General features: G+C 43.5%; 27 protein-coding genes. 15 read left to right on the top strand and 12 right to left on the bottom strand.

The features are described 5' to 3' along the window. Positions 1-81 precede the first annotated feature (81 nt). The 4 genes from LC090_RS01760 to LC090_RS01745 are packed head-to-tail and all read right to left on the bottom strand — an operon-like array spanning position 82 to position 2484. Complete coding sequence (locus LC090_RS01760) at positions 82-768, bottom strand: DsbA family protein (RefSeq protein ID WP_226654663.1); 687 nt, start codon at positions 766-768, stop codon at positions 82-84. Continuing rightward, positions 768-1172: a DoxX family protein gene (locus tag LC090_RS01755; protein WP_226654660.1), complete on the bottom strand. Its 405-nt coding sequence runs from the start codon at positions 1170-1172 to the stop codon at positions 768-770. The genes LC090_RS01760 and LC090_RS01755 overlap by 1 nt, the downstream gene beginning before the upstream one ends. A 57-nt stretch (positions 1173-1229) precedes the next feature. Continuing rightward, the gene (locus tag LC090_RS01750; protein WP_226654657.1) at positions 1230-2072 is read right to left on the bottom strand and encodes a M56 family metallopeptidase; all 843 of its coding nucleotides are present in this window, start codon (positions 2070-2072) and stop codon (positions 1230-1232) included. 1 nt (position 2073) lies between these two features. Further along, complete coding sequence (locus tag LC090_RS01745; RefSeq protein WP_226654654.1) at positions 2074-2484, bottom strand: BlaI/MecI/CopY family transcriptional regulator; 411 nt, start codon at positions 2482-2484, stop codon at positions 2074-2076. 497 nt (positions 2485-2981) lie between these two features. On the opposite strand from LC090_RS01745, the gene gvpA reads away from it, so the two are divergent. The 15 genes from gvpA (at position 2982) to LC090_RS01670 (ending at position 10735) form a co-directional block, all read left to right on the top strand. Then, complete coding sequence (gvpA, locus tag LC090_RS01740) at positions 2982-3245, top strand: gas vesicle structural protein GvpA (protein WP_226654652.1); 264 nt, start codon at positions 2982-2984, stop codon at positions 3243-3245. Between the two features lie 38 nt (positions 3246-3283). Beyond that, a complete protein-coding gene (gene gvpT / locus LC090_RS01735) occupies positions 3284-3772 on the top strand; it encodes a GvpT/GvpP family gas vesicle accessory protein (protein WP_226654649.1) in 489 nt (162 codons plus the stop codon). Between the two features lie 25 nt (positions 3773-3797). Then, on the top strand, positions 3798-4256 hold the full coding sequence (gvpQ, locus tag LC090_RS01730) for a gas vesicle protein GvpQ (RefSeq protein ID WP_226654646.1): 459 nt from the start codon (positions 3798-3800) through the stop codon (positions 4254-4256). 19 nt (positions 4257-4275) lie between these two features. Continuing rightward, on the top strand, positions 4276-4536 hold the full coding sequence (gene gvpJ, locus LC090_RS01725; RefSeq protein WP_226654644.1) for a gas vesicle protein GvpJ: 261 nt from the start codon (positions 4276-4278) through the stop codon (positions 4534-4536). Between the two features lie 60 nt (positions 4537-4596). Then, entirely contained in the window at positions 4597-4863 is a 267-nt protein-coding gene (gvpO, locus tag LC090_RS01720) for a gas vesicle protein GvpO (protein ID WP_224590721.1), read from the top strand. A 23-nt stretch (positions 4864-4886) separates the two neighbouring features. Beyond that, a complete protein-coding gene (gene gvpN, locus LC090_RS01715) occupies positions 4887-5801 on the top strand; it encodes a gas vesicle protein GvpN (protein WP_226654642.1) in 915 nt (304 codons plus the stop codon). Between the two features lie 13 nt (positions 5802-5814). Continuing rightward, entirely contained in the window at positions 5815-6582 is a 768-nt protein-coding gene (locus LC090_RS01710; RefSeq protein ID WP_226654640.1) for a GvpL/GvpF family gas vesicle protein, read from the top strand. Then, positions 6582-6842 (top strand): gas vesicle protein GvpG, encoded by a 261-nt coding sequence (locus tag LC090_RS01705; RefSeq protein WP_159786151.1) that lies wholly within the window; start codon positions 6582-6584, stop codon positions 6840-6842. Before LC090_RS01710 ends, LC090_RS01705 begins: the two co-directional genes overlap by 1 nt. 4 nt (positions 6843-6846) lie before the next feature. Further along, positions 6847-7650 carry a GvpL/GvpF family gas vesicle protein gene (locus LC090_RS01700; protein ID WP_226654638.1) on the top strand — a complete coding sequence of 268 codons (804 nt, stop codon included), beginning with the start codon at positions 6847-6849 and terminating at the stop codon, positions 7648-7650. Between the two features lie 24 nt (positions 7651-7674). Continuing rightward, positions 7675-7956 carry a gas vesicle protein gene (locus LC090_RS01695; protein ID WP_226654636.1) on the top strand — a complete coding sequence of 94 codons (282 nt, stop codon included), beginning with the start codon at positions 7675-7677 and terminating at the stop codon, positions 7954-7956. Further along, positions 7916-8200: a gas vesicle protein K gene (locus LC090_RS01690; RefSeq protein WP_226654633.1), complete on the top strand. Its 285-nt coding sequence runs from the start codon at positions 7916-7918 to the stop codon at positions 8198-8200. Before LC090_RS01695 ends, LC090_RS01690 begins: the two co-directional genes overlap by 41 nt. A 27-nt stretch (positions 8201-8227) precedes the next feature. Next, positions 8228-8554 carry a gas vesicle protein gene (locus LC090_RS01685; protein ID WP_224881616.1) on the top strand — a complete coding sequence of 109 codons (327 nt, stop codon included), beginning with the start codon at positions 8228-8230 and terminating at the stop codon, positions 8552-8554. Between the two features lie 19 nt (positions 8555-8573). Further along, the gene (gene gvpT / locus LC090_RS01680) at positions 8574-9494 is read left to right on the top strand and encodes a YtxH domain-containing protein (RefSeq protein WP_226654630.1); all 921 of its coding nucleotides are present in this window, start codon (positions 8574-8576) and stop codon (positions 9492-9494) included. Positions 9495-9519: 25 nt separating this feature from the next. Next, a complete protein-coding gene (gene gvpU / locus LC090_RS01675; protein WP_226654627.1) occupies positions 9520-9906 on the top strand; it encodes a gas vesicle accessory protein GvpU in 387 nt (128 codons plus the stop codon). A 112-nt stretch (positions 9907-10018) separates the two neighbouring features. Beyond that, the gene (locus LC090_RS01670) at positions 10019-10735 is read left to right on the top strand and encodes a tryptophan-rich sensory protein (RefSeq protein ID WP_226654625.1); all 717 of its coding nucleotides are present in this window, start codon (positions 10019-10021) and stop codon (positions 10733-10735) included. 188 nt (positions 10736-10923) lie between these two features. Here LC090_RS01670 and LC090_RS01665 read toward each other — a convergent pair whose 3' ends face one another. From LC090_RS01665 to LC090_RS01630, 8 genes are all read right to left on the bottom strand, one after another. Next, on the bottom strand, positions 10924-11127 hold the full coding sequence (locus LC090_RS01665) for a hypothetical protein (protein ID WP_226654622.1): 204 nt from the start codon (positions 11125-11127) through the stop codon (positions 10924-10926). Positions 11128-11174: 47 nt separating this feature from the next. Further along, a complete protein-coding gene (locus LC090_RS01660) occupies positions 11175-11579 on the bottom strand; it encodes a nucleoside 2-deoxyribosyltransferase (RefSeq protein ID WP_226654619.1) in 405 nt (134 codons plus the stop codon). Positions 11580-11656: 77 nt separating this feature from the next. Then, positions 11657-11947 carry a hypothetical protein gene (locus LC090_RS01655; RefSeq protein WP_226654616.1) on the bottom strand — a complete coding sequence of 97 codons (291 nt, stop codon included), beginning with the start codon at positions 11945-11947 and terminating at the stop codon, positions 11657-11659. Positions 11948-12137: 190 nt separating this feature from the next. Further along, positions 12138-13406, bottom strand: a complete 1269-nt coding sequence (locus tag LC090_RS01650; RefSeq protein WP_226654613.1) for a D-serine ammonia-lyase — start codon at positions 13404-13406, stop codon at positions 12138-12140. A 99-nt stretch (positions 13407-13505) separates the two neighbouring features. Continuing rightward, positions 13506-15320 (bottom strand): cell wall-binding repeat-containing protein, encoded by a 1815-nt coding sequence (locus LC090_RS01645; protein ID WP_226654610.1) that lies wholly within the window; start codon positions 15318-15320, stop codon positions 13506-13508. 262 nt (positions 15321-15582) lie between these two features. After that, positions 15583-17469 carry a peptidoglycan-binding protein gene (locus LC090_RS01640; RefSeq protein WP_226654607.1) on the bottom strand — a complete coding sequence of 629 codons (1887 nt, stop codon included), beginning with the start codon at positions 17467-17469 and terminating at the stop codon, positions 15583-15585. Positions 17470-17640: 171 nt separating this feature from the next. Next, positions 17641-20388 carry a cell wall-binding repeat-containing protein gene (locus tag LC090_RS01635; protein WP_226654605.1) on the bottom strand — a complete coding sequence of 916 codons (2748 nt, stop codon included), beginning with the start codon at positions 20386-20388 and terminating at the stop codon, positions 17641-17643. 131 nt (positions 20389-20519) lie between these two features. Continuing rightward, positions 20520-22148, bottom strand: a complete 1629-nt coding sequence (locus tag LC090_RS01630; RefSeq protein WP_226654602.1) for a cell wall-binding repeat-containing protein — start codon at positions 22146-22148, stop codon at positions 20520-20522. Positions 22149-22280: the final 132 nt, after the last annotated feature.

Genomic DNA, 22280 nt, shown 5'->3' with positions numbered 1-22280 from the left:
GGGTCAGGCTCGAGCCTGACCCCACTCAAAAACAAAAAACCTCAATTGTCCACCACACGTGGACAATTGAGGTTTTCAAACTTACTCTCCCTTTGCTTCTTCCACCATTTCCTTCAAATCCTCGATCGTCTGCCCTTCAAACGGCTCATTGTTCACGAATAGCGCCGGCGTACCGCTGACGTTTAGATCCTTCGCACGTTTAAGGTCGTACTCCACCGCGTCTTCCCCAGCACCATCTTGAAAGGCGGTAAGCACTTGCTCTGCTTGTTCTTCATCAGTGATTTCTTTCAACGTTTCGACGAGGTAAGCTTCTGTATAAATATCCTCCTGCTCCGTTCCTTCCGTTTGCTTTTCGTACATTAAGTGATGAAATTCCCAGAAAATATCGTTGCCAAGCTCTTGATACACGACTTCTGCAAATTCTGCCGAGCGATTGGAATCCACATTAATAAACGGATAGTTGATGAACGTAAATTTTACATCACCTGTTTGAATGAGCTCCTGATTAATTTGCGGAAAGAAAGATTGCTCGAACGCCTTGCAATAAGGACATTTGTAATCACCAAACTCAATCACTTCCACCTGTGCCTCTTCATCTCCAAGAAACGGCTGGTTCATTGCTTCTTCACTCGATTCGCCCGAGTTCGAGCCAGTCGCCAAGATGATAACGACTACGATCACCGCAGCCACCACAGCCGCCAAACCGTAAATCCACGCTTTCGACTTCGGCTTTTGTGCTTGCTTCTTACCCTTTTTCCCATTTTCCATTATGCTTGCACCTCTTTCGACTGTTTTGAGAAAAGTTGATGTTCAACCGATATGGCACCGCCTCCGCTTATTAGCAGAGCGAGTGACATACCGAGTAGCGCGAGATCAAGCTCGTATCCTCCAATAAAGCCAGTCCCGCTTTTCACAGTAAATACAGCACCCAGCATGACGATGATAAAGAGCGCCGCGACGATGCGCGTTCCTAGTCCAAGGATCATTAGAATACCGCCTATCAGTTCAATCGTAGCCACGACGTAAGCTAATCCACCACTGATCCCGATACTTTCAAAAAAATGGGCCGTATTCTCGATCCCCCCTGCAAACTTATCAAATCCATGAACGATAAAAATCAGGCCAAGCGCAAGACGAAGCACGAGAAAGGCCGCATTTGTTGATAATTTCATCTTTACATTCTCCTTTGATTCACACTACACATCGTAGTGCTAATTTCCATAAAAGAGTTAGGGTGTCGCCACCGTAAACATGACGGTTAACCCTAACACGATATAAATCGAATAACAAATCGTTCCTACAGGTAGCGTAGCATGCACTTCTTTCTCAGGGGAAAGAATGTGCTGAATGCGATCATTGACCGACGTATCGGCGAACGAAACGGCAAATGCATGACGCAACCTGTGCTCATTTTTCAATAATTTTAACAGGGCGCTACTAAGGTCGACCCTATTGTTCGTTTGCTGCATCGCGAACCGATCCGCCGCAATTTCTCTTAGCGTTTGATAGTGTTTCGATACCCATTTCAGAATCGGCACGTACCAGAGAGCGGTGACAAGAAGCGTGACGAGAAACTTTTTGAACGGGTCACGGTGCTGTTGATGAAATTGTTCATGACAAATGACAGCGCGTAGCTCTTCCTCCGTTAGCATGTTCACAAGCGCAGTTGAAAGAACAATTTTTGGTTTCACAAAACCATATGTAAGGGCGAGCGGAGCCTCATGAATAATTACGATCAGCGAGTGCTGAAGTTCATAGTGGTCAGCCATTTGATTCGTAATCGACTCATCGATGAGCACGGCCAATCGCTTCGAAAAAGTAACGTATCGTGCAATCTGCTTCGTTAGCCTAATCAAAACAAGCGCTACCGTTGAAAGAATGAGCATTTCCAGCATCACGTTCATCGAAGATATCCCGATCGCTCGAAACAAGTTGTGACATGCTTCGAAAACGGTAAACATCAGATTCCAGTTTGAGAACAGATGCAGACTGTACATCGCCATTTGAACGATCAGGGCTACAACGAGAAAAAAGGACAGCGTGAAAACAAGTCCTGGCCGTTTAATTTTCATCCTACTTCTCCTTTAGCTGCTTGATTTTTTGCTCAAGCTTTTCAATAAGAACTGGATCCGCTTCATCAAGCGCATCAAGCATATGATTCACAGCCAGCGGGCCAAACTCATCCATCAAGTCCTTCGTTAGCTCCTTCGACTGCGTTTGTAAAAATTCTTCCTTCGAGAAAAGCGGCTTGAACATGGAAGACCGTTTCTCCGTTCTTTTCACAAGCACTCCTTTATCCACGAGACGGTTCATTACCGTCATCACCGTGTTAAAATTCGTGCTTTTCTCCTGATCAAGCTTTTGCTTCACGTCTTTGATCGACATCTCCGGTCCATTCCAGAGAATATCCAGTATCTTCGCTTCAAGCGAACCAAAGAAGCGATTCAACCCTGTTTCATTTATCTTGAACTGCTGAATTTTCATCGCGTCCACCTCACACTACATAGTGTAGTTTAAACGAATGGGAGGGTCAAGAGGAATGGAGAGTGTTCTTTGTAGGAGGACAGTTGTTTGCAAGGGGGGTCAGGCTCGCGCCTGACCCCCTCTCCTTCTTTCACCCATCATTTACCTCTTCTTTTTTTCCCTTCAACCCCCACCACTCTGTCTTTTGTACTACTTTTTTGAGAGCGATTTCAATCATCAAAAAAAGTCCATCAACTGTTATATATTTGTAATATTTGTCTTAATAAAATGCTAAATATTGCTCAAACCCTTATGGAATAAAGAAACTTTTATTACAAAAGTGTTGAAAACTTCAAAAAGATGTTTAAAAAATGTCTCTTTTACGATTTTTGCGCAATTGTGATGGTTTCAAGCGAGTCAGACCGAGGTATATTCCGAATTAATCAACGTTCAACTCCAATAAAAAAATCCAGTTCAAAAGTCTCATACCAACTATTTATGGACAAAGGAGTGAAAGCATGAGTATTCAAAAAAGCGCCGATAGCTCGAGTCTCGCGGAAGTGATTGACCGTATTCTCGACAAAGGAATTGTGATTGATGCATTTGCGAGAGTCTCTCTTGTTGGGATTGAAATTCTAACAATAGAAGCCCGCGTCGTAATCGCAAGTGTGGATACATGGCTTCGTTATGCAGAAGCCGTCGGATTACTTCGAGACGACGTGCAAGAAGAAGGTCTGGAAAAGCAAGATCAAGATCGCGGCGCACCACAGTTTAGTATTTAAATCCATACAACACTATCAAATAGAAGCGAGGGAATAACATGAGTGAAAATGATGTGAATCACACAAGTGGCAAAATCCTATCCCAGCCTGAGAACGGCACGAGCTCGAAGCAACAAGAATCTAGTGAACGTCCATCAATGAACTACGCCATCATTGGTGGCGTGGTTGGTGCCGGAGTTGGCTTACTTTCAAATCCTGGAACAGGCAAAAAAGTCGTTGAAAGCCTTGGCAAATCCGAAGCGGTAAGAAATGCCGGAAAGGAACTAAGACGATCGGCGCAGGAATTCATTACAGAACAGGCCATGCTTACGTTAAGACAAACGGCGACTGGCTACATGAGTAAATATGAGGGTCGTCTCCTCTCCGGGGCGAAAAAGAACAACAGTGAGCAGCAACAAGCGAACGATGAAGTCGCCGCTGCTTCCTCCAATGAGGAAATCGATGAAATTAAAGAAGAAAACAAGCAGTTAAACGAACGCTTAGATCGCATTGAAAACATGCTTTCAAGCTTAGTAGATTCGAAATAATAGACGTCCCTTAAGGGGGAATTCGATGAGTGTCGGCAAGAAAATCGCAAAGAAAGTGGCAGAGCATACGCCAGAGCATGTGAAAGAAAAGGTGATCGACAAAGCGAAGGAAAAGTTCGCTGATGATATGCGCGATCACGTGCAGGAAGGTGTCCAATCAAATGTAAATGACGCTTCTGAGAAATTGCAGAAAACGAAAGAAGAGAACGCTGAAAACGTTCATTCTAAAGCAGAAGATGCGAAAGAGAAAGTACAAGATGTGCTTTTATCGGTTCGCGAAAAGCTTGGAAATGCAAAAGAAGCAGGTGAAGAATTCCAGAAAAAAATGTCCGATTCTGATCAGAAGAAGACAAAGGTAAAAGGTGTTGGAAGTCTTAAAGGTGTCAGTGATATCAAAAGTTCACTCGACATTAAAAGCTCCACTGAAATTAAAAGCTCGGAAAATATTAAATCGTCAAAAGACATTAAACGGATCACATCTTAGAAATGAAAGGAGAATGATGATGGCTATTCAAAAAAGTGCTGATAGTTCGAGTCTTGCTGAAGTAATCGACCGTATTCTTGATAAGGGGATTGTCATTGACGCCTTCGCGCGTGTTTCTGTTGTAGGAATTGAAATTCTAACAATTGAAGCCCGTGTCGTGATTGCGAGTGTTGATACATGGCTCAGATATGCTGAAGCTGTCGGGCTACTACGTGATGACGTACAAGAAGAAGGTCTCGCAAATCAGCAGAATGAGCGCAATGCCCAGTTTAGTCTTTAATTGAAATTAATTGTGAGGTGGTCTTTCGCACCACCTCCCCTATTAAACTAGGAGGATCGTATGGAAATCAAAGAAGTGATGAGTCAAGTCGCAGATTTTTTTAACCAGCATGTGGCTCCCCTCCATAAAATCACTTCCGTCGAAATGAACGAACAAGAAGGCTGGAAAGTCATTGCGGAAGTGATTGAAGAAAAGGAATACATGAAAAAGTATGCCAAAGACGAAATGCTCGGAACGTATGAAGTGCTCTTAAACAATGATAAAGAAGTAGTCTCTTTTACAAGACGTGACGTGCGCTATCGAAGTGCAATTGGACAAGAAATGTAGGCGACGAGCAGGAGGGTTGTGATGTGACCGTTTTAACAAACCATAAGAAAAAAGATAAACGAGCACTAATACAGGATGATGACACGAAGGAGCTTCTCTCACGTTCACTTCAATACCTGAAAGCCGGGTATCCTGTCCACTATATCGGTCCATCAGGCGCTGGAAAAACGTCTCTTGCTCTTGCCTTAGCCAAAAAGCGCAATCGACCGGTGATGCTCATCCACGGAAATCATGAGCTAAACAACAAAGATTTAATTGGTGATTTCACTGGCTATACAAGTAAAAAAGTGGTCGATCAATACGTACGCTCTGTTTATAAGAAAGATGAAAGCGTCACGGAAACCTGGCGGGATGGTCGCTTGTTGGAAGCTGTGAAAAATGGTTATACGCTCGTCTATGATGAGTTTACGCGTTCACAACCAACGACAAATAATCTTTTCCTATCGATTCTTGAAGAAGGTATCCTCCCATTATACGGCTCTAAGCTAACGGAACCTTTTATCCGCGTCCATCCAGCATTCTCGGTTATTTTTACAAGTAACCCTGCTGAATATGCTGGGGTTTATCAAACGCAAGATGCCTTGCTCGATCGTTTGATTACGATCAACGTCGATTATAAAGATGCTGAACGAGAAGCGCTGATTGTTTCAGAAAAGGCGAACCTCGTCATACCCGAAGCACGTGCGGTGACCAATTTGATTGCAGCGCTACGAAGTCACTGTTCAAATGGGGACGGTCCTAGTTTACGCGCCTCAATCATGATCGCCACGCTTGCCATTGATTCAGATATCCCGATAGACGGTGAAAACGCTGATTTCCAACGGCTATGTCTTGATATAACCGCTCATACGATGAGCGAATGCATGGAAGAGAACCAAGATACGGTAGAACAAGTGATTATTGAGGCTTGTGAAAAGATGAAGGTTGTTGAGGAATAAAGGAGTGTCAATGATGAGTGAAGCAGAAACAACAGGCATATACATTTTTTGTGCCATTCAAACCGATCAAGATGATGATTTTGGAACGATTGAACTTGAAAATGAAACGCGTGATATTTTCACGATTCGCTATAAAGATGCCGCGATGGTAGCCGCTGAAGTTCCGATGAAAATCTACCATCCTAAGAAAGACAATCTCTTATCCCACCAGAATGCTGTCTCTCAAGTTATGAGTGAAAAGGATACAGTCATCCCGATCAGCTTCGGAAATGTTTTTAAATCGAAAGACGATGTGAAGGTACTGCTCGAGAACCTTTACCCGCAGTTCGTGAACCTTTTTCCGAATATTAAAGGCAAAATCGAAGTTGGATTAAAGGTGATTGGCAAGAAAGACTGGCTTGAAGCCGCTGTCAACGACAATCCTGAGGTTGAAAAAATGGCAGCAGCCGTCAAAGGAAAATCAGAAGCGGCTGGCTATTACGAACGCATTCAGCTTGGGGGAATGGCACAAAAGTTCTTCGCCTCCCTTCAAAACGATATTAAGCAGGAGATTTTTATGCCATTAGAAGAAACCGCAGAATCAGCGAAAGCCAATGACCCACTTGGTGAAAAAATGCTTTTAAATGCTTCCTTTCTCATTGATCGCGATCGCGAGGAAGAATTTGATCAGAAAGTAAATGAAGCTCATGAGAAGTGGAAAGACAAAGTTGATTTCAACTATACCGGTCCATGGCCCGCCTATAATTTCGTCAACATTCACTTAAAGGTGGAAGAAGCTTAATGATACAAAAACTGGTTACCGCGCCTTTTGATCTTGTCATTAAAGTCGGTGAAAAAATCAAAGAAGAAGCAGATAAAGAATTATACGATCTTCCCACCATTCAAAAGAAGTTGATTCAGCTTCAGATGATGTATGAGCTTGGCGAACTACCAGAAGACGCTTATACGGAAAAAGAAGAAGAATTGCTGTTGCGATATGAAATCGCAAAGCGCCGAGAAATGGAGCAATGGGAAGAATTAACGAAAAAAGATGGAAGGTGACGATATGGGGGACCTCCTCTACTTATACGGTTTGATCCCAACACATGAAGCCACTCACCCCCTCCCTTCTATAAAAGGGTTTGATGGTGAGCATGAGATCTTTATGCTTCCTAATGATGACGTGACAGCGATCGTTTGTCACCTGGATCACACGGCCTATTCAGAAGAAACGATTAGCGACAAAATCAACAATGATATGGAATGGCTACAAGAAAAAGCGTTTCATCATCATGAAACGGTGCAACAGCTCGCGCAACAATTTACGATTGTGCCATTAAAATTCTGTACGCTTTATAAAAATGAAGAAAGCTTACGAGAAACGGTTGAAAAAAATAAGGTGAAGCTGAAGGAAACGTTTGAGTTGCTTGATGGAAATGAAGAATGGAATCTTAAAATCTATTGCGATGATGAGCAGATTAAGCAGCAAGTAAGTGAAAGCAATCCGGTCATTAAAGCGAAACGAGAAGAAATTAGTGCTTTACCTCGTGGCAGACAATTTTTCGAGAAAAAGAAAATGGACGAGCTCATTAATCAAGAACTTGAAGATGAGAAAAATCGTTTCTGTGAAGACATTCATGAAAAGCTTAAGAGCGTTTCTCTCTTCGGCAGTATTAAGAAAACCTGGGGTAAGGATGTAACGGGCCGCAAGGAAAAGATGGCGTGGAATAGCGTCTTCCTCCTCCCTACGTCTAACGTTGAGCAGTTTTTAGGCAACGTCGAGCAATATGAAGGAGACTTTCAGGAAATTGGTTGGAAGTTTGAAGTATCTGGACCGTGGCCACCCTACCATTTTTCTAGCTTTTCTTAAAGAAGACAGTGAGGATGAATTTCCATGACGGTACGAGAAACGATTGAAAACAAAGACATCGCCTTAATCGATATATTAGATGTCATTCTTGATAAAGGGGTGGCGATTAAGGGAGACTTAATCATTTCCATTGCCGGAGTTGATCTCGTCTACCTCGACTTGCGCGTGCTGATTTCTTCTGTTGAAACACTCGTTCAGCACAAACAAGGTACGCGAAACACGATTAATTCAGAGCAATTTGATCGAGATAGGGAGGCATTGGACTATGCAGCAACACAACCCGACGAGTGGTCGCATCAACGTTGACCCTGATAATGCCGAGCAAGGACTCGCCCAGCTTGTGCTTACCGTCGTTGAACTTCTGAGACAAATTGTGGAACGGCATGCGATGAGACGCGTCGAAGGCGGTACCTTAACCGATGAGCAAGTTGAGAACCTTGGCGTGGCGTTAATGAATTTAGAAGAAAAAATGGAAGAGTTAAAGGATGTATTTGGCCTTGATGCAGAGGATTTGAATATTGATCTTGGCCCCCTTGGCAACTTGCTTTAATTCGCTCCAGATAAAGGAGGCATTCAGATGGCTATTGAGCATCAGATGCAGTCAAATACGATTGTCGATGTATTAGAAAAAGTGCTTGATAAAGGTGTCGTGATTGCTGGAGACATTACGGTCGGGATCGCTGATGTCGAACTTCTTACGATTAAGATTCGCTTAATCGTCGCCTCCGTTGATAAAGCGAAGGAAATTGGCATGGACTGGTGGGAAAATGACCCCTACCTTAGCTCGAAAGCCGCAGATAACAAAACGGCCGCACTTGAACAGGAGAACAAACAGTTACAAGAACGATTGGAAGCTCTTGAAAACAACTTAAGCCAAAATCGGCTTAACCTAAATGAAAAATAATTTATTGGAGGGATTTATCATGACAGAACAAAACACGAAAGTTGAAAAGCAGGATCAGCAGCAGAACGGAACGGATAAGAAAAAGGCCGGTTTGAATGGACCACTTACAAGAACCGTCACTGGAAGTATTCTTGGTGCTACAGTAGGGTACCTCGCCACTCCAGAGAACGGGAAAAAATTAATTGGCAAAATCGATCAAGAAAAGCTTAAAAACAAAGGAAAAGATTTCGGAAGAGTGACGAAAGAAAAGTCAAAGCAAGCAGCAGGCTCAATTCGAAATTCAACAGCTAATCTTTTTAAGCGTGACAAACAAGAATCTTCAGAAAGTGAAGAATCGAATGAAACGACTCTCGCTTCCAACGAAGCAGCTCCAACAATCGAAGCAGAAGAGCAAGTCGAGACTCAATCCGATCAGCAGCAGGATTCTAATAACGAAGACTACAACTCGTTGAAAGAAGAAAATGACTCACTTCAAAATCGTCTTAGCGAGATCGAAGAAAAACTGGATCGTTTAACGAGAGCGCTTGGAGAAGAGGTTGAAGGCGAGGACGAGGACGAAAGCGAGGAAGAAGAAGAAGAAGAAGAAAGCAAGCCTTCTTCAAAAAAGAAGAAACAGAAAACTTCTCGTAAACCAGAGAATAAGAAAGACGATCGGGACGAGGAAGATGAAGAAAACGAAGATGAAGAAGAAAACGAAACGAAAGCTTCCGGAAATAAGCAGTTAAAAGCAGATGATGAAAATAATGAAGATGAAGACGAGGACGAGGAAGAAGATGATGAGGAAGAATCGGAAGAACCGAAGTCCGCATCCAACAAAAAGAAACGAAGCACTTCCCGAAAATCAAACAGTTCGAAAAAAACGAGTAATAAAAACGATGAGCAAAACCGTGAAAAAGAGAAAGTAACGACACTTTCTAGTAATGACGACACATCTTCTTAATCACCTGCCGAAAGGAGAAGTGAACATGGCTTCTGAATCAAGCAAAGACAGTATTCTTGAATTTTTTACACACGCGTCGAACAAACATGATTTTGCGCTCGATATTACGTTAAATATAAATGGCGCATTGATTACTGGAACAACGATTTCAGCAAAAGAGTATTTTGATACGTTAAGCGACTCTATTGGAAACGGAAATGATGTCGCTCAGAAATTAAGCGAAAAACTCGCAGAAGCTGGACAGTCTTTAGAAGATACCGCCGAGGCCCAAACCAATTTTATTCACCTGAAGAATACAAAGGTTTATCTTGGCGACAGCAAACCAACGCCTTCACAGGGAAAGATCGTGTGGCGAGGGAAATTAAGTGAAGTAGACGGTTTTTTCTTAGGGAAAATTTCAAGTTCGAAATAGGTTAAATCAGGGACAGAGAGGGCTTTTCGCCATTCTCTGTCTCTTTTTTCATAGGATTTCTTCAATCAGGGTAGCATACGAGTAACCAGACCTATGAAGGAGGAAAATGGTCATGACCATGAAACTCGTTACGATTGCTGCCTACTTGTACTTACTTGCCTCTTCCCTCATCTTTTCAGGAGATATGAGGGGTGCGAATGAAGTACTCATTGCCCCTGCTGGCTACACGTTCGCCATTTGGATCATCATTTATTTGTTGCTTCTTATTTCGCTCGTTCGGCAATTTACAGCAAGTGAGTGTGATCAGGTGCTCTATGTAAAGATCTCCTACCTTTTTGCCTCTAGCATGTTGTTATCAGGAACCGCTTTGCTTGTAAGTGAGTCGGTTGCGCTTTTGTTTATTGCTGGTTCACTGATTACGCTCTCTATCCTTTACACGATCATCACGAAAAACCCTGAGCGCTCTTCTTTCTTCAGCGTGCCGTTCTCGTTCTACCTCGCCTGGACATCAATTGCCACAATCGTAGATGCGTTTGTCGTAGCCGAAGCAAATGATATCTCACTGATTTTTGGAATGAATGAGCTCGCCTGGACGATTATTATGCTCATCATCGGGGCAGGACTCGCCGTCTACTTCAGCCTTTACAACGACGATTTGATCTATCCTATTGTGTTTTTATGGGGTTACTTTGGCATCTTTGTAAAAGACGATAAACCGGTGCAGTTAACGTACACGCTAAGTATTTTAATCATTGGGCTAGGGGTGTTCGTGATTTGGAAAGTTTTGCGAGAGGTGCGCGGGCGGAGGATGAGAGCGGAGGCGGTTTGATTAGGGGTCAGGCTCGAGTCTGTCCCCCTACCGCCTCTGTTGCCTATAACCTCTTACTCCATAAGGGATTGGCTCTAAAACTGGCGATCAATAATATGAAAAAGTGTCCTTTGTTGGAGGACACTTTTGGTGGTTTTGTCTTTATGAGGGGTCAGGTACGTACCAGACCCCTATCCCTGCCTACTTACTCATTCATCATCAATGCCCCACATCTTTCTCTGCTGTATGTTATCGGAATCCACTATAACTGTTCCTTTTCCATCCGTTTTTACTCTTTCGAATAATCCTTTCCCAGTAAGCTTTTTCAAGGTTTCACTTTGCTCCTCTAATACATGGTGTAGTCGGTGTATTTCCTTGTCCATTTCTTCTTCGGTCATTTTCTTATTCGTCAAGATAACACCTCCTTGTTTTCTTTCAAGTCTGCCTATGAATGAACAGGCTAAGTAGAAAAGCCATGATTTTCTACAATTATTTGAATGAGCTTCTCGTGGCTATCTTCTACTCTCGTTACGCCATTAGTGTAATAGAAGGAGCTTGCTTCTGAGCTGTGAAACCCATCTCCATTGAAGAGGTAAACAGGGATATCTCGACCGAGCGCAATGCCAAGCTCAACATGGGCCCCTTTCCCACCTGGAAGAAGGACAATCAAGAAATCTGCCTTTTTTACTGCCTCTAGTTCTGCTTCTCCAATTGAAGCAAGATCATCTAAGGTAACCGCTTTTTCATTTTTCGTCCAATCGTATGTAAGCTTGTAGCCGCGATTCTTCAGCTCAGTAGCGATCACTTGCACGTGTTGTTTGTTTTGAAAACTAGATGCAATGTAGAAATTCAATTGCTTTGTCACTCTCCTTTCGTAGTGAAACAAAAGTCAGTAACGGCGTAGTCGCCATCAAACGCCACTTCGCCGTGATTTTAATTCTTTCAACCGCTCGTCGCCATCTGTTTTTGAATTTCTTTTTTCAACTTCCGTTCTTTCCTCTCTTCATATATCGGGGACCGCTTCATCTTTTTCATCTTCATTTTTCCTATAACATATCGGACAGATGGATTCTCACGAACTAACTTATCATATTGGGGCTTTTCAATAAGCTCAACAAACCAGCTGTATGCCATCAGTGCCACAATATTCGCTTCAATCCGCTGCTCGTCTGGAGGATCGCCCCACCAAATAAAATCACTTGCTAATGCTAAAAACTCCAAAATCAAATCCAACTCCTCGCACCCCTCTACTAAGTTCATTTTACAATCGTGACCAATCTTTCTATAGATACGATTGAAGAGTGAAATTGTTTCAAAATGATTGGAAGCAAATAAGCGGTACTGTCCTTGTTATGTGGACTTTTTGGTTATTTTGTATTTTAGAGGGGTCAGGCTCGAGCCTGACCCCTCTAAAAAAATACCTTCACTTTTCTCCCCACACCTCATCCGGTACCAGGCTACCACCTGTTGCCCACACAAGGTGAGTGCCACGAAGACCCTTCCCTTCTACCGCTGTTACAAGCGGACCGCTCATTCCCGCGAGAGCAGAAGGCTCAAGCTTAATTCCTTCCGTATCGTAAACCCATCGTAAATGTTCCTTCATACGCTCATCGGTCACCGTATAGACACCTTCCAGCATTGGTTGAATCACACGACCAACAAAACCAGACGGTCGCCCAACAGCAAGTCCGTCTGCCACTGTTTGATTATCGATCCCAAAGTCTTGAACAGCTATTTGCTCATGCAATCCTGTCATTAAACCGATCAGCATAGATGGTGAATGTGTTGGTTCAGCAAAGTAACAGTGAACGTGATCGCCAAACACTTGATGAAGACCGAATGCAATGCCACCTGGGCCACCACCTACACCGCATGGGAGATACACGTATAGCGGATTTTCAGCATTCACTTTTATATCCCGATCTGCGAACTGCTTTTTCAAGCGAAGAGCCGCTACGGCATATCCGAGAAAAAGGTCTTTCGAGTTTTCATCATCAATGAAATAACACGTGAGTTTCTTCTCACACTGCTTTCTGCCTTCTTCTACAGCCGTTCCGTAGTCTGCCTGATGCTCAACAACTTGAACGCCCTTTTCACGTAAGAGATCTTTCTTCCACTGCTTCGCGTCACTCGACATATGCACCGTGACGTTAAACCCAAGCTTGGCCGACATGATACCTATACTTAACCCGAGGTTCCCAGTTGAACCGACGGCGATCGAAAAAGCCGAGAAGAATTCGGTAAACTTTTTATCAGCTAGAATCGAATAATCGTCGTTTTTCGTTAAAATCGCATGGCCGAGCGCAAGTTTCTCCGCATGTTTAATGACTTCATAAATGCCGCCACGCGCCTTAATGCTACCGGCTATCGGAAGAATATCATCGCGTTTCAGGAGAAGATCACCCTGGATGCTAATCTGTTCTTCTTTTTCCAGCCTCGCTTTCATGTTGCTGATATCTGAGATCGGCGATTCAATGATACCGTTCGTTTCTGGAAATACTTTTCGAAAATAAGGTGCAAAACGTTTCATTCGAGCTTCGGCTTCCAGAATATCTTCCATCGAAAGGTCAGCTGTCTCCGGGAGCTTACCTTTTTGCGGATTTCTCCAGCTCACTTCTTTATATTGAAGTAGATCCGTGAATAGTGGATTCTCACTCTTCCACTGTTCAAGAGATTTTCCAGCTATGGTCATGGATTCTTCACTCCTTTACTGTAATGAGGGATAGAGAGGAGTCTGACCCCCTTCCCACTATTTAAAAACCCTCTGATCGAAATCAGAGGGCAGTTACCATTATTTTATCGCAAATTTAGCGAGGTCGTCATCAACATGAATCACATCCGAACCTCCGAGAAGAACAAAACGATTAAGTTCTTGGTCATTGATTGCTTCTTCCATTGAAGAAGGCAACACATTTTTCCTTGATAGAATTAAAGGTGCATCATTTTTAGCAGCAAGGACTGCTCCTGTAAGAGCGTCAGCAAATCCTAGACCATTTGCTACATAGCCTGTCTTTGCTCCTTCGCCAAAGTAATTCATGATTTCTTCTGCCGTACCGAATCGATCATCGCCAGCAAGACGAATCCGCTCATCTGACAATTGGTTATAAACGTTTGCGTTAACAACATCTGCCCCGCCTACAACAATTATCTTGTTGATGTCAGATAGGGCATCCTTAGTAGAATCTGGGAGCGCGTTTTTCTTTGATAATAAAATCGGTATGCCTTCTTTCGCTGCATATGGGGCTACTGCAAGAGCATCTGGAAAGTCCATGCCTAATGCTAAAACGGCATCTTTACTATTTGAATGAAGTTGTTTTGCAATTAGCTGCGCTGTTTCAAAGCGATCGTCGCCACCGATTCTGTTAATTTTCATTCCCATTTGTGAAAGTTCTTTCTCAATGGCTGAACTAATGGCATTATCACTTCCAAGAATAATGGCCGTTTCTGGATTGAGGCGTTTTATTTCGCTTCTAAGTTCATCCGTTAACTTCTTATCTGGCGTTAACAGAATTGGTGCATCTTCCTGATAAGCCAGGGGCGCTCCAGCTAAAGCATCTGGAAAGTCACCACCACGACTAATTACGACGGTATCCGCACCATCCTGCCAACCATCTTTCGAAATTTCAATGGATGTATTGTAACGATTACTACCCGAAAGGCGTTCGGTTAATGGATTTAGGCTGCTTGAAGCCATATAACCTGATCTTCCATCTGCGAGTTGTACATGGTAGCGAACCCAATGTTCGGTCGGGCTGTTTTTTGTTTCATCTACATAAAACTGACTATCTAACACAGTTGCTAGTTGAGATTCACTAATTTCAACCTCATTCGCACCGCTTGGAGAATCTTTCATTATTTTACCTTTTACTGTTGAAACTTTATCGCCTTCTTTTAAAAGCGTTCTTGACCGAGTCAGTTCTTCATTGACAGTAAAGTGCATTTTATTAAACACAATCGGGTCATCTTCCTTAGAATCATAAGAAAAATCATCACGCTCAAAAATAATGGCTTCAGTATTCAGATCTAAATAATTGTGCTTTTCAACTAGAGCAAGGACCTTATCCTGGTAGGTATCGACATTCCTTGTTCCATCATTAGAATCCCGAAAGTAGGGACTATTAACAGGCACAGTGCCATTGTAGGCCATAATCGCAAAATACCAATGCTCTAGAATATCTCGATCATTTGTATTAATTGTTGGAATAATGCCATCAACGCCGTAGCTCCATTTTTCATTTAAAATATCTAAACCGGCATCGATGTTGTATCGCAAATCATTTCCGAGTTTTTCAGGATCATAGCAATCTTTTGTTTCATCACCTTCACAAACATGACTGGTGACTTGCATTAAACCGATTCCGCCATCATTCGAGTTAACGAATGGTTCAGTTTGTGCGTCATCCGCCCATTGCTTCCATGCGCTCTCTTTCAATGCCACCGCTTTCGCAATTTCTGGTGGAATATTATGTTCTAACGCACTCTCTGTTAGCATCCGATTCATGTCATTATAAGTAACCTTTTCTTTCTCCGCTGCTGCCATCGATGGCATAACTAGCGCTAAGGTTAGGCATGTTACTAGTAAACTCTTTAATTGTTTCCCCATCATATCCCCCTCATAGACTTCTTATTGAACACTTCTTTCATTCTAGCATTACTAGAAATAGATTCCAATTTATTTCATAAAATTGGTTACCGGTCTCCTGGTCTACTGGATGGCGATGCTAATACGTTTCCTCATGATGTTATCAGATTGAAAGCACTGTTGATAAAAGTCGTTTCCAGGATTATACCGTTCTTTACATAGCAAAAGTGTCCGTCTGTGACGGACACTTTTGATGTTTTGTCTTTAAGAGGGGTCTGACCCCCCATTATTGCGCGCGCTTCGCTCCCAAATACCTCGGTCCCCAGTAGCTTGATGTCATGTCGCTAATGGTAACGCCTGTCGATGAGCCAGCGTGGATGAATTTATTGTTGCCGATGTAAATCCCACCGTGAGAAGCACCTGGTTTGTAGGTGGTGAAATATACAATATCACCTACGGATGGTGAGCTTACTGGTGTTGTAACGTTCCACATTTGTGCCATCGTTCTTGGCAAGGAGACGCCCTGCTTGTTAAAGACATAGACGAGGAAACCGCTGCAGTCGAAGCCCTGCGTAGGGGTGTTTCCGCCCCAAACGTAAGGAACACCTATGTATAACGATGCGTCTGCGATCAGATCCATTACGCTAAAGTCCGAATTGGAACTTCCGCTCCCGCTTCCACTATCCTCATTGCTATTTCCTTCATATCCCGTTGATTGCTTTAGCTTTTCCCATGTCGCCGGTCCGACAATGCCATCGACCGTTAACTTGTTACGCGATTGGAAGTTTCGAACGGCTCGGTCTGTTCCATTTCCAAAATCGCCATCAAGAGGACCGCTGTATAAGCCAATCGCTTGTAACTTTGATTGGAGTTCTTTCACAAGTGACCCTGTTGATCCTTTTTTCAATAAATCCCCGTAATCTTCTCCAGTAGAAGGTGATGACACGACTTTTTCTGTTAAGCCGTCAAGCGCATCCATTGTTTCTTTTGTCGCAGTGCCTGTCACCTGCAGTTTCTTTGCTTTCTGGAAGTCCTTGACCGCTTTCTCAGTGACAGGACCAAAGTATCCTGTCGCTTCCGCGTGGAAGGTACCGGCTTTCTTTAACTTGTTCTGGAGGTCTGTGACCGCACTGCCTGTTGATCCCACCTTCAGGACGGTCGACGTCTCCTGTGAACTTCTTGACTTCAATGCATCAATCGTTTTATCATCGGCAACACCTGTCACCGGTAATCCTACAATACTTTGAAACTCTTTGACCGCTTTTTGCGTAATACTACCAAAGATCCCGTCTATGTTATAGGAATAGTAGCCACGGTCTTTTAGCATCTGTTGAAGATTCGTAACGGCGCTTCCTCGCGATCCAACAGTCAGTCCGCTCGTTGCAGGTTTCACTGCATCGCTGCTTTCAGACAGGGCCGATAAGGTTTTGCTGTCCGCCACACCCGTTTGGGATAACCCATTTGCCTTTTGAAAATGTTGAACCGCCGTTTTCGTAATTTGCCCAAAAATGCCATCAACAGTATATGTATAATAGCCTTTTGCTTTTAGTTTCGTCTGAAGATCTGTCACTGCACTTCCCCGCATGCCAACTGACAGGTCAGAAGTTGAGCCAGACGATTTTGAACTTGTGGCACTCGTGTTTGCAAGAGCGCTAATGGTCGTCGCATCCGCTTTTCCTGTTACAGAAAGTCCCTTCGCCTTTTGAAAATCCTGTACAGCTTTTTGGGTAATCTGACCGTAAATGCCATCCACATTGTAGGAATAGTAGCCTGCTTCTTTCAGCTTGGCCTGAAGATTCGTAACGTCTTGACCGCGCGAGCCAACTTGTAAAACGGATGAAGATGTGGAAGCTGATGATTTGCTAACCGTACTGGCCCCTAGCTTCTGAAGGGTATCAGTTGTCGCAACCCCCGTTACTTTTAAACCAACTGCCTTTTGGAACTGACTAACGGCATCCTCTGTAATTGGACCGTAGTAGCCTGTTGATGTGTGGTAAGTAAAATAGCCCTTTGCCTTCAATACATCCTGTAGCTCTTTCACGTCCTGATTGTTCATGCCTAGCTTAAGCTCTTGATCTCCAAACGCCGCTTCTGCCCCATCAGGTTGAACAAACATGACGCCCGCGACGAGCGCAGAACCCGTTATTGCTTTCTTGACCAATGAAGGTTGCATCCAGATCCTCCTCATTCCAATTAAGTTGCTGCCCAAATATCGACACTCTGCCTATACTATCGGCTATAATTCAACAAAGTTTAAGCGAAATCCTGTTAATTTTTCCAAAAAATAAGAGATACAGGTCAAATTCCCTGTATCTCTTAATCACGACCTGCATCTTTTGTCGCATTATTCCTGATATAAGCGTTGCTGGACTTTCTCGTTTATAGCGGACGGACCACCTAACAAGTTAAAGTCCCTCACATTTTTTATCGCTTCGACCGTTTCTGAAGGAAGCTCATTTGACTTCACTAACAAAAGAGGTGCGCCTTCTTTCGCTGCGAGAACAGAACCCGCTAGTGCATCCGCAAAGCCAAAACCAGTGGCCAAATAAGCGGTTTTGGCGTCTGGATAAAACGTTGTTTTCACTTTCGCAGCCGTTTCAAAACGGTTGATTCCGGCAATACGCTCTGGTGATGGAAGACCTTCATACACGCTCTTCGTGATCACACTTTCTCCCCCAATCACGATCGTATCGTCAATGTTCTTCAACGCAAGTTTTGTAGCTGCCGGGATGCTGTCTTTATTAACTAATAAGATCGGATAGCCTTGTTGCGCGGCATATGGGGCAATCGCAAGGGCATCTGGAAAATTAAGACCATACGCGATAATCGCTTTCCCTGGATCTCCTCCCATGCGCTTTGCAATCTTCGCTGAAGTATCATAGCGATTATCACCGCTGATTCGCTCCACTTCTAATCCGAGTGCCTTTATGGCTTTTTCTGTCGAAAGAGAAATCGCATTTACTCCACCAAGAATGATCGCTTTCTTTGCTTTAAGTCGCGCCATTTCTTTTTTTGTTTCTGTTGGAAGTTCATTTGTTTTTGAGAGCAGGATCGGTGCTTGTAACTGATACGCAAGCGGTGCGCCTGACAATGCATCCGGAAAATCAAGACCCCTTGCGATCACGACCGTCTCCGCTTGAGTATACGTTTTGGCACTGACATTTGCTGCCGTTTCAAAACGATTCAGTCCTTCGATTCGCTCAACGGTGTTGGCGGACGTTTTTACTGTTAATTCTGGTCCGTTTGAGGTAGCAAACCCTTTTTTATCAACGGCTTCTACTTTAAAATTGTACTCTTTATCCGTCGCAAGTCCTTTCACCGTGAGCTTTCTCGTTGCGCCATCAACTTCTTTTAAAAGCGTTCCATTTTTATAGACGATGTACGAGGCAATGCCTGAATCATCTGTTGCTTCAGACCAGTTTAACGTCAGGCGATCATTTTGGATCGTTGTCGCGTTAAGTTCTGCCTTTGGCCATAGTGGCGGCTGCTGATCGTCTCCCTGAGGTACTTTAACTGAAACCGTCATCGCCTCACTGTTCGGATCAAGTACGGTCACCGCGACACCTGAACTTGCCCCAGAATACACTTTACTCGTTGGAGAAGACGTGGTCGTAAAGCGGTCATAGCCATTTCCACTAAAATAATGATCATAATACAGACGGAAAATATGCTGCTGATCCAGCTCTGCGTAACCAAGTCTACTTTCATTGGCCTCTTCCAGGTCAACTGCTTTGTGAGATTCGTTCGTATTATATTGGCGATTCTTCAACTGCTGCTCATCAATATGCCAAATGGCTATTCCAGGAGAGACAACTTCATCTGCTAATCCTAGATCAAATCCAGTAAACTGTCGGTTTTCAATTAAAAAGTATTCCGATTCATCTGTCGTCTTTAATTTCAATACGGCTGGTTGATCCGCTTTAAAATTTGCCACTTCGTACGTGCCATTGTTTTGAATTTCGATAGGGCGGATAAATCCAAGCACCATCTTAGACCATGGATCCAAATGCGTTGGAATGGACCCTTCATATTGATTGTCGTGGGTTGTCCAGGAGCCACCACCCATTAAACTATGAATGCCAACGCCTTCTGAAGAGCCGTCCGTATCATATAAATCTGGTAAACCAAGGTCGTGTCCCATTTCGTGTGCAATGATCCCAACCGTTGCCATGTGACCGCCATGTTTTTCCCCAAACATCGTGTAGCCGCCGCCAGCCTGATACGAGCCAACTTTCACCCCATCAAGTACAGGAGCCTCACTCTCATATAAGCTAGACATATGGCCCCAAACCACTTTTCCCGTGTCGCCATAGCTTGCTTCGCCACCAGCAACGATCGCCACAATATGTAACTCTTCTGAAGTAAGGGAACCGTCTTTATTTTGATCAAATTGCGCAAAGTTCACCTTTGCATTAGATGCTTTAAGAGCATCCTTCACAATTTGTGAGTACGTGCTATCCGGATTATAGGCCGATTCAGGACGAGGATGAGCATAAGGAAGCGTAACTTTCACGATGCCATCATTCGTTCCACTGGATTCAACGGCCCCTTTAAATCCTAACTTACCATTTGATACTTCTTCATAGTAAGCATTGAGCGTACTTCCTTGTGCTCCAAAAAAACGATTACGCCACTCTTCATCGGAATAGGTGGTTTTCGCATCGCTAAATTCTACTAATAAAACTAGCGTATTCTCTTGCTTCCCGACGCTTAATAAATCAAATTTATCATTTGGATTCGGTATCTCTTTTGGCTTTGTATCAGCCGGTTGAAGCAGTAGGACTTCTTCGAGTTTTGCTGCTTCAGAAGGTTTGTTATCAATCGCATATTTCGCATTCGTTACTTGTAGATGCTGACCGACGATTTTAGCGTAATACCAGTAGTCGTCGTCTCCTCTTTTAATCACATCACCTGATGCCGTCCACCAGTTCAGACTTTCGTTTCCACTGAGTGAAGCGTTAAATGTTTCTCCTGACGGCTGAACAAGCTTCTGCGTTTTTTCTAGTGCAGGCATGGCATTTGCCTCATTCGTTCCAAAAACCATCAATAAACTAAATAGAAGTAATCCAAACCCATAGATGCTTTTTTTCATCATCTTCCCCCTAAGCTCGAGCTTCACATACTCTACAAGTCTATCACTAGCGAGTTAAAATTTGCCATAATTCTGCATATTTTTCATGTGAAAAGGGAGCAGCAACGAGCTGCTCCCTTTTGAATCACATTTTATTTAACGCCCATCAGCTGTCTTTCGATCGTTGGACTAACGGCTTTTGGTCCACCTAGAATCGTAAAATGATAGATTTCAAGATTTTCTTTAGCGTCCATTACAGCATCCTGCATCTTATTCGGATCAACAAGTAGAAAGCTATTGTCTCTTTTAGCGGCTAGAACGCTACCGGTTAGCGCATCCGCGAATTCTAATCCAGTAGACATAAAGGCTTTGTGCGAAGGGTTTAACTCCATCGCAATAATCGAAGCTGTTTCATAACGGTCTTCTCCGCCATAGCGCTTGGCTTTCGGTAACTTTTCAACGAGACTTTCTGAGAGAACGGCCATCCCTCCAACGGCAATGCTTTCAGGATAACGTTTTAAAACCTCTGCCGTATCCTCTGGTATCTCATTTTGTTTTGCGAGTAAAATGGGATACGTATTTTCCGCCGCATACGAAGCAATGGAAAGGGCATCAGGGAATTTTGTTCCGTTCGCAATAACGGCCTTTTCTGCATGAGGTAAGGTTCCGGCAATTTTCGCAGCCGTTTCATAGCGGTTGTCTCCTGCAATTCGTTCAACAGGGATCCCCATTTTATCCAGCTTATCTTCAACGTCTTTAGAGAGCGCCTTCTCCCCTCCAAGAAGAATAGCAAATTCTGGATCGAGTCGTTCAATTTCATCCTTCACGATTTGATCAAGAGCGTTCGAATGCGTTAATAGAATTGGCGAATCCAAATCGTAGGCAAGCGGCGCACCAGCCAGGGCATCTGGAAAATCATCACCGCGCGCGATGACAACTCCCTGAGCGTGTTCCTTCCACCCTTCCTGAGAAATTTTAACTGCCGTTTCGTAGCGATTAACTCCAGCTATACGAGTCACATTGGTTGGCAAATTCAATTTCACTTTTTTCCAAAATTCATCTGCAATCGCCATGTAACCAGCTGGCGAAGGATGGACATTTTTAGGATTTGGCAAATACGTTAATGAATCAGTCGAAATGGCATCATACGTCGGAACATAATGACTGTTTGAATCGGATGCAATTTGTTTAATGATGCTATTTACTGTATGCATAATCTCCACAAGAGGACGCTGTTGGGCCTCAGGGAAAGCGTAAAAACCGTTGTAATAGCCCATTAAATAAATCTCGGCCGAAGGGTTAACATTCCGGATGATGCTCATGATGAAGACGTAGTTTTCAGAGAGCTCAGCGATGATCTTTTCGACTTCTTCTGGGTTTTGTAGGCGCTCTGGTTCCTTACTGAGCACTTGCAGAAAATCATTGGCCCCGATCGTTATCGTGATCATATCTTTCGATGCGATTTTGATTTGCATATCCCGATCCATTAGAGCATCCAGCATATTTTGAGACGTAGCACCTGGCACAGCATAAGGCTTTTCGTAGCTTCCTAATAGATCCACCCGCTGTAGATCTTGAGCTATGTAGTCTGCATAACTTAAACCAATTGTATTATCTGACAGAACGCCAGCTGCCAATGAATCCCCAAACGCAGCGTAATGCACTGCATTCTTTTCTTCATCGACGCTCGCAATCGCAAACGCTTGAGACGGTAGGAACATGGTGATCACGAGAATGAGCAGTAACAGTGGACTGATTTTTCGCTCACCTAATTTCTTCAATCAGAACCCTCCCTCAGATCAAATTCGTTATAACGCATAATACTATAATACATTTAGCTTTCCATGCTTCAATACCTGCCTATACTAAAAATAAATCAAAAAAAGCGCAGGGGGCGCCCCCTACGCTTTACC

The sequence above is a fragment of the Guptibacillus hwajinpoensis genome (assembly GCF_020524165.1).
Lineage (GTDB): Bacteria > Bacillota > Bacilli > Bacillales > Guptibacillaceae > Guptibacillus > Guptibacillus hwajinpoensis_D.
Note: the sequence above shows the minus strand (reverse complement) of the source record. Positions and strands in the feature narration are given on the sequence as shown.

Excerpts from the sequence above, each read along its gene's own strand:
- gvpJ (WP_226654644.1), top strand. The coding sequence starts at position 4,276 with ATGGCTATTCAAAAAAGTGCTGATAGTTCGAGTCTTGCTGAAGTAATC.
- LC090_RS01685 (WP_224881616.1), top strand. The coding sequence starts at position 8,228 with ATGGCTATTGAGCATCAGATGCAGTCAAATACGATTGTCGATGTATTA.
- LC090_RS01710 (WP_226654640.1), top strand. The coding sequence starts at position 5,815 with ATGAGTGAAGCAGAAACAACAGGCATATACATTTTTTGTGCCATTCAA.
- LC090_RS01670 (WP_226654625.1), top strand. The coding sequence starts at position 10,019 with ATGACCATGAAACTCGTTACGATTGCTGCCTACTTGTACTTACTTGCC.
- LC090_RS01650 (WP_226654613.1), bottom strand. The coding sequence starts at position 13,406 with ATGACCATAGCTGGAAAATCTCTTGAACAGTGGAAGAGTGAGAATCCA.
- gvpT (WP_226654649.1), top strand. The coding sequence starts at position 3,284 with ATGAGTGAAAATGATGTGAATCACACAAGTGGCAAAATCCTATCCCAG.
- LC090_RS01705 (WP_159786151.1), top strand. The coding sequence starts at position 6,582 with ATGATACAAAAACTGGTTACCGCGCCTTTTGATCTTGTCATTAAAGTC.
- LC090_RS01700 (WP_226654638.1), top strand. The coding sequence starts at position 6,847 with ATGGGGGACCTCCTCTACTTATACGGTTTGATCCCAACACATGAAGCC.
- gvpQ (WP_226654646.1), top strand. The coding sequence starts at position 3,798 with ATGAGTGTCGGCAAGAAAATCGCAAAGAAAGTGGCAGAGCATACGCCA.
- gvpA (WP_226654652.1), top strand. The coding sequence starts at position 2,982 with ATGAGTATTCAAAAAAGCGCCGATAGCTCGAGTCTCGCGGAAGTGATT.
- LC090_RS01750 (WP_226654657.1), bottom strand. The coding sequence starts at position 2,072 with ATGAAAATTAAACGGCCAGGACTTGTTTTCACGCTGTCCTTTTTTCTC.
- LC090_RS01645 (WP_226654610.1), bottom strand. The coding sequence starts at position 15,320 with ATGATGGGGAAACAATTAAAGAGTTTACTAGTAACATGCCTAACCTTA.
- LC090_RS01755 (WP_226654660.1), bottom strand. The coding sequence starts at position 1,172 with ATGAAATTATCAACAAATGCGGCCTTTCTCGTGCTTCGTCTTGCGCTT.
- LC090_RS01635 (WP_226654605.1), bottom strand. The coding sequence starts at position 20,388 with ATGAAAAAAAGCATCTATGGGTTTGGATTACTTCTATTTAGTTTATTG.
- LC090_RS01695 (WP_226654636.1), top strand. The coding sequence starts at position 7,675 with ATGACGGTACGAGAAACGATTGAAAACAAAGACATCGCCTTAATCGAT.
- LC090_RS01690 (WP_226654633.1), top strand. The coding sequence starts at position 7,916 with ATGCAGCAACACAACCCGACGAGTGGTCGCATCAACGTTGACCCTGAT.
- gvpU (WP_226654627.1), top strand. The coding sequence starts at position 9,520 with ATGGCTTCTGAATCAAGCAAAGACAGTATTCTTGAATTTTTTACACAC.
- LC090_RS01640 (WP_226654607.1), bottom strand. The coding sequence starts at position 17,469 with ATGCAACCTTCATTGGTCAAGAAAGCAATAACGGGTTCTGCGCTCGTC.
- LC090_RS01760 (WP_226654663.1), bottom strand. The coding sequence starts at position 768 with ATGGAAAATGGGAAAAAGGGTAAGAAGCAAGCACAAAAGCCGAAGTCG.
- LC090_RS01745 (WP_226654654.1), bottom strand. The coding sequence starts at position 2,484 with ATGAAAATTCAGCAGTTCAAGATAAATGAAACAGGGTTGAATCGCTTC.
- gvpO (WP_224590721.1), top strand. The coding sequence starts at position 4,597 with ATGGAAATCAAAGAAGTGATGAGTCAAGTCGCAGATTTTTTTAACCAG.
- gvpT (WP_226654630.1), top strand. The coding sequence starts at position 8,574 with ATGACAGAACAAAACACGAAAGTTGAAAAGCAGGATCAGCAGCAGAAC.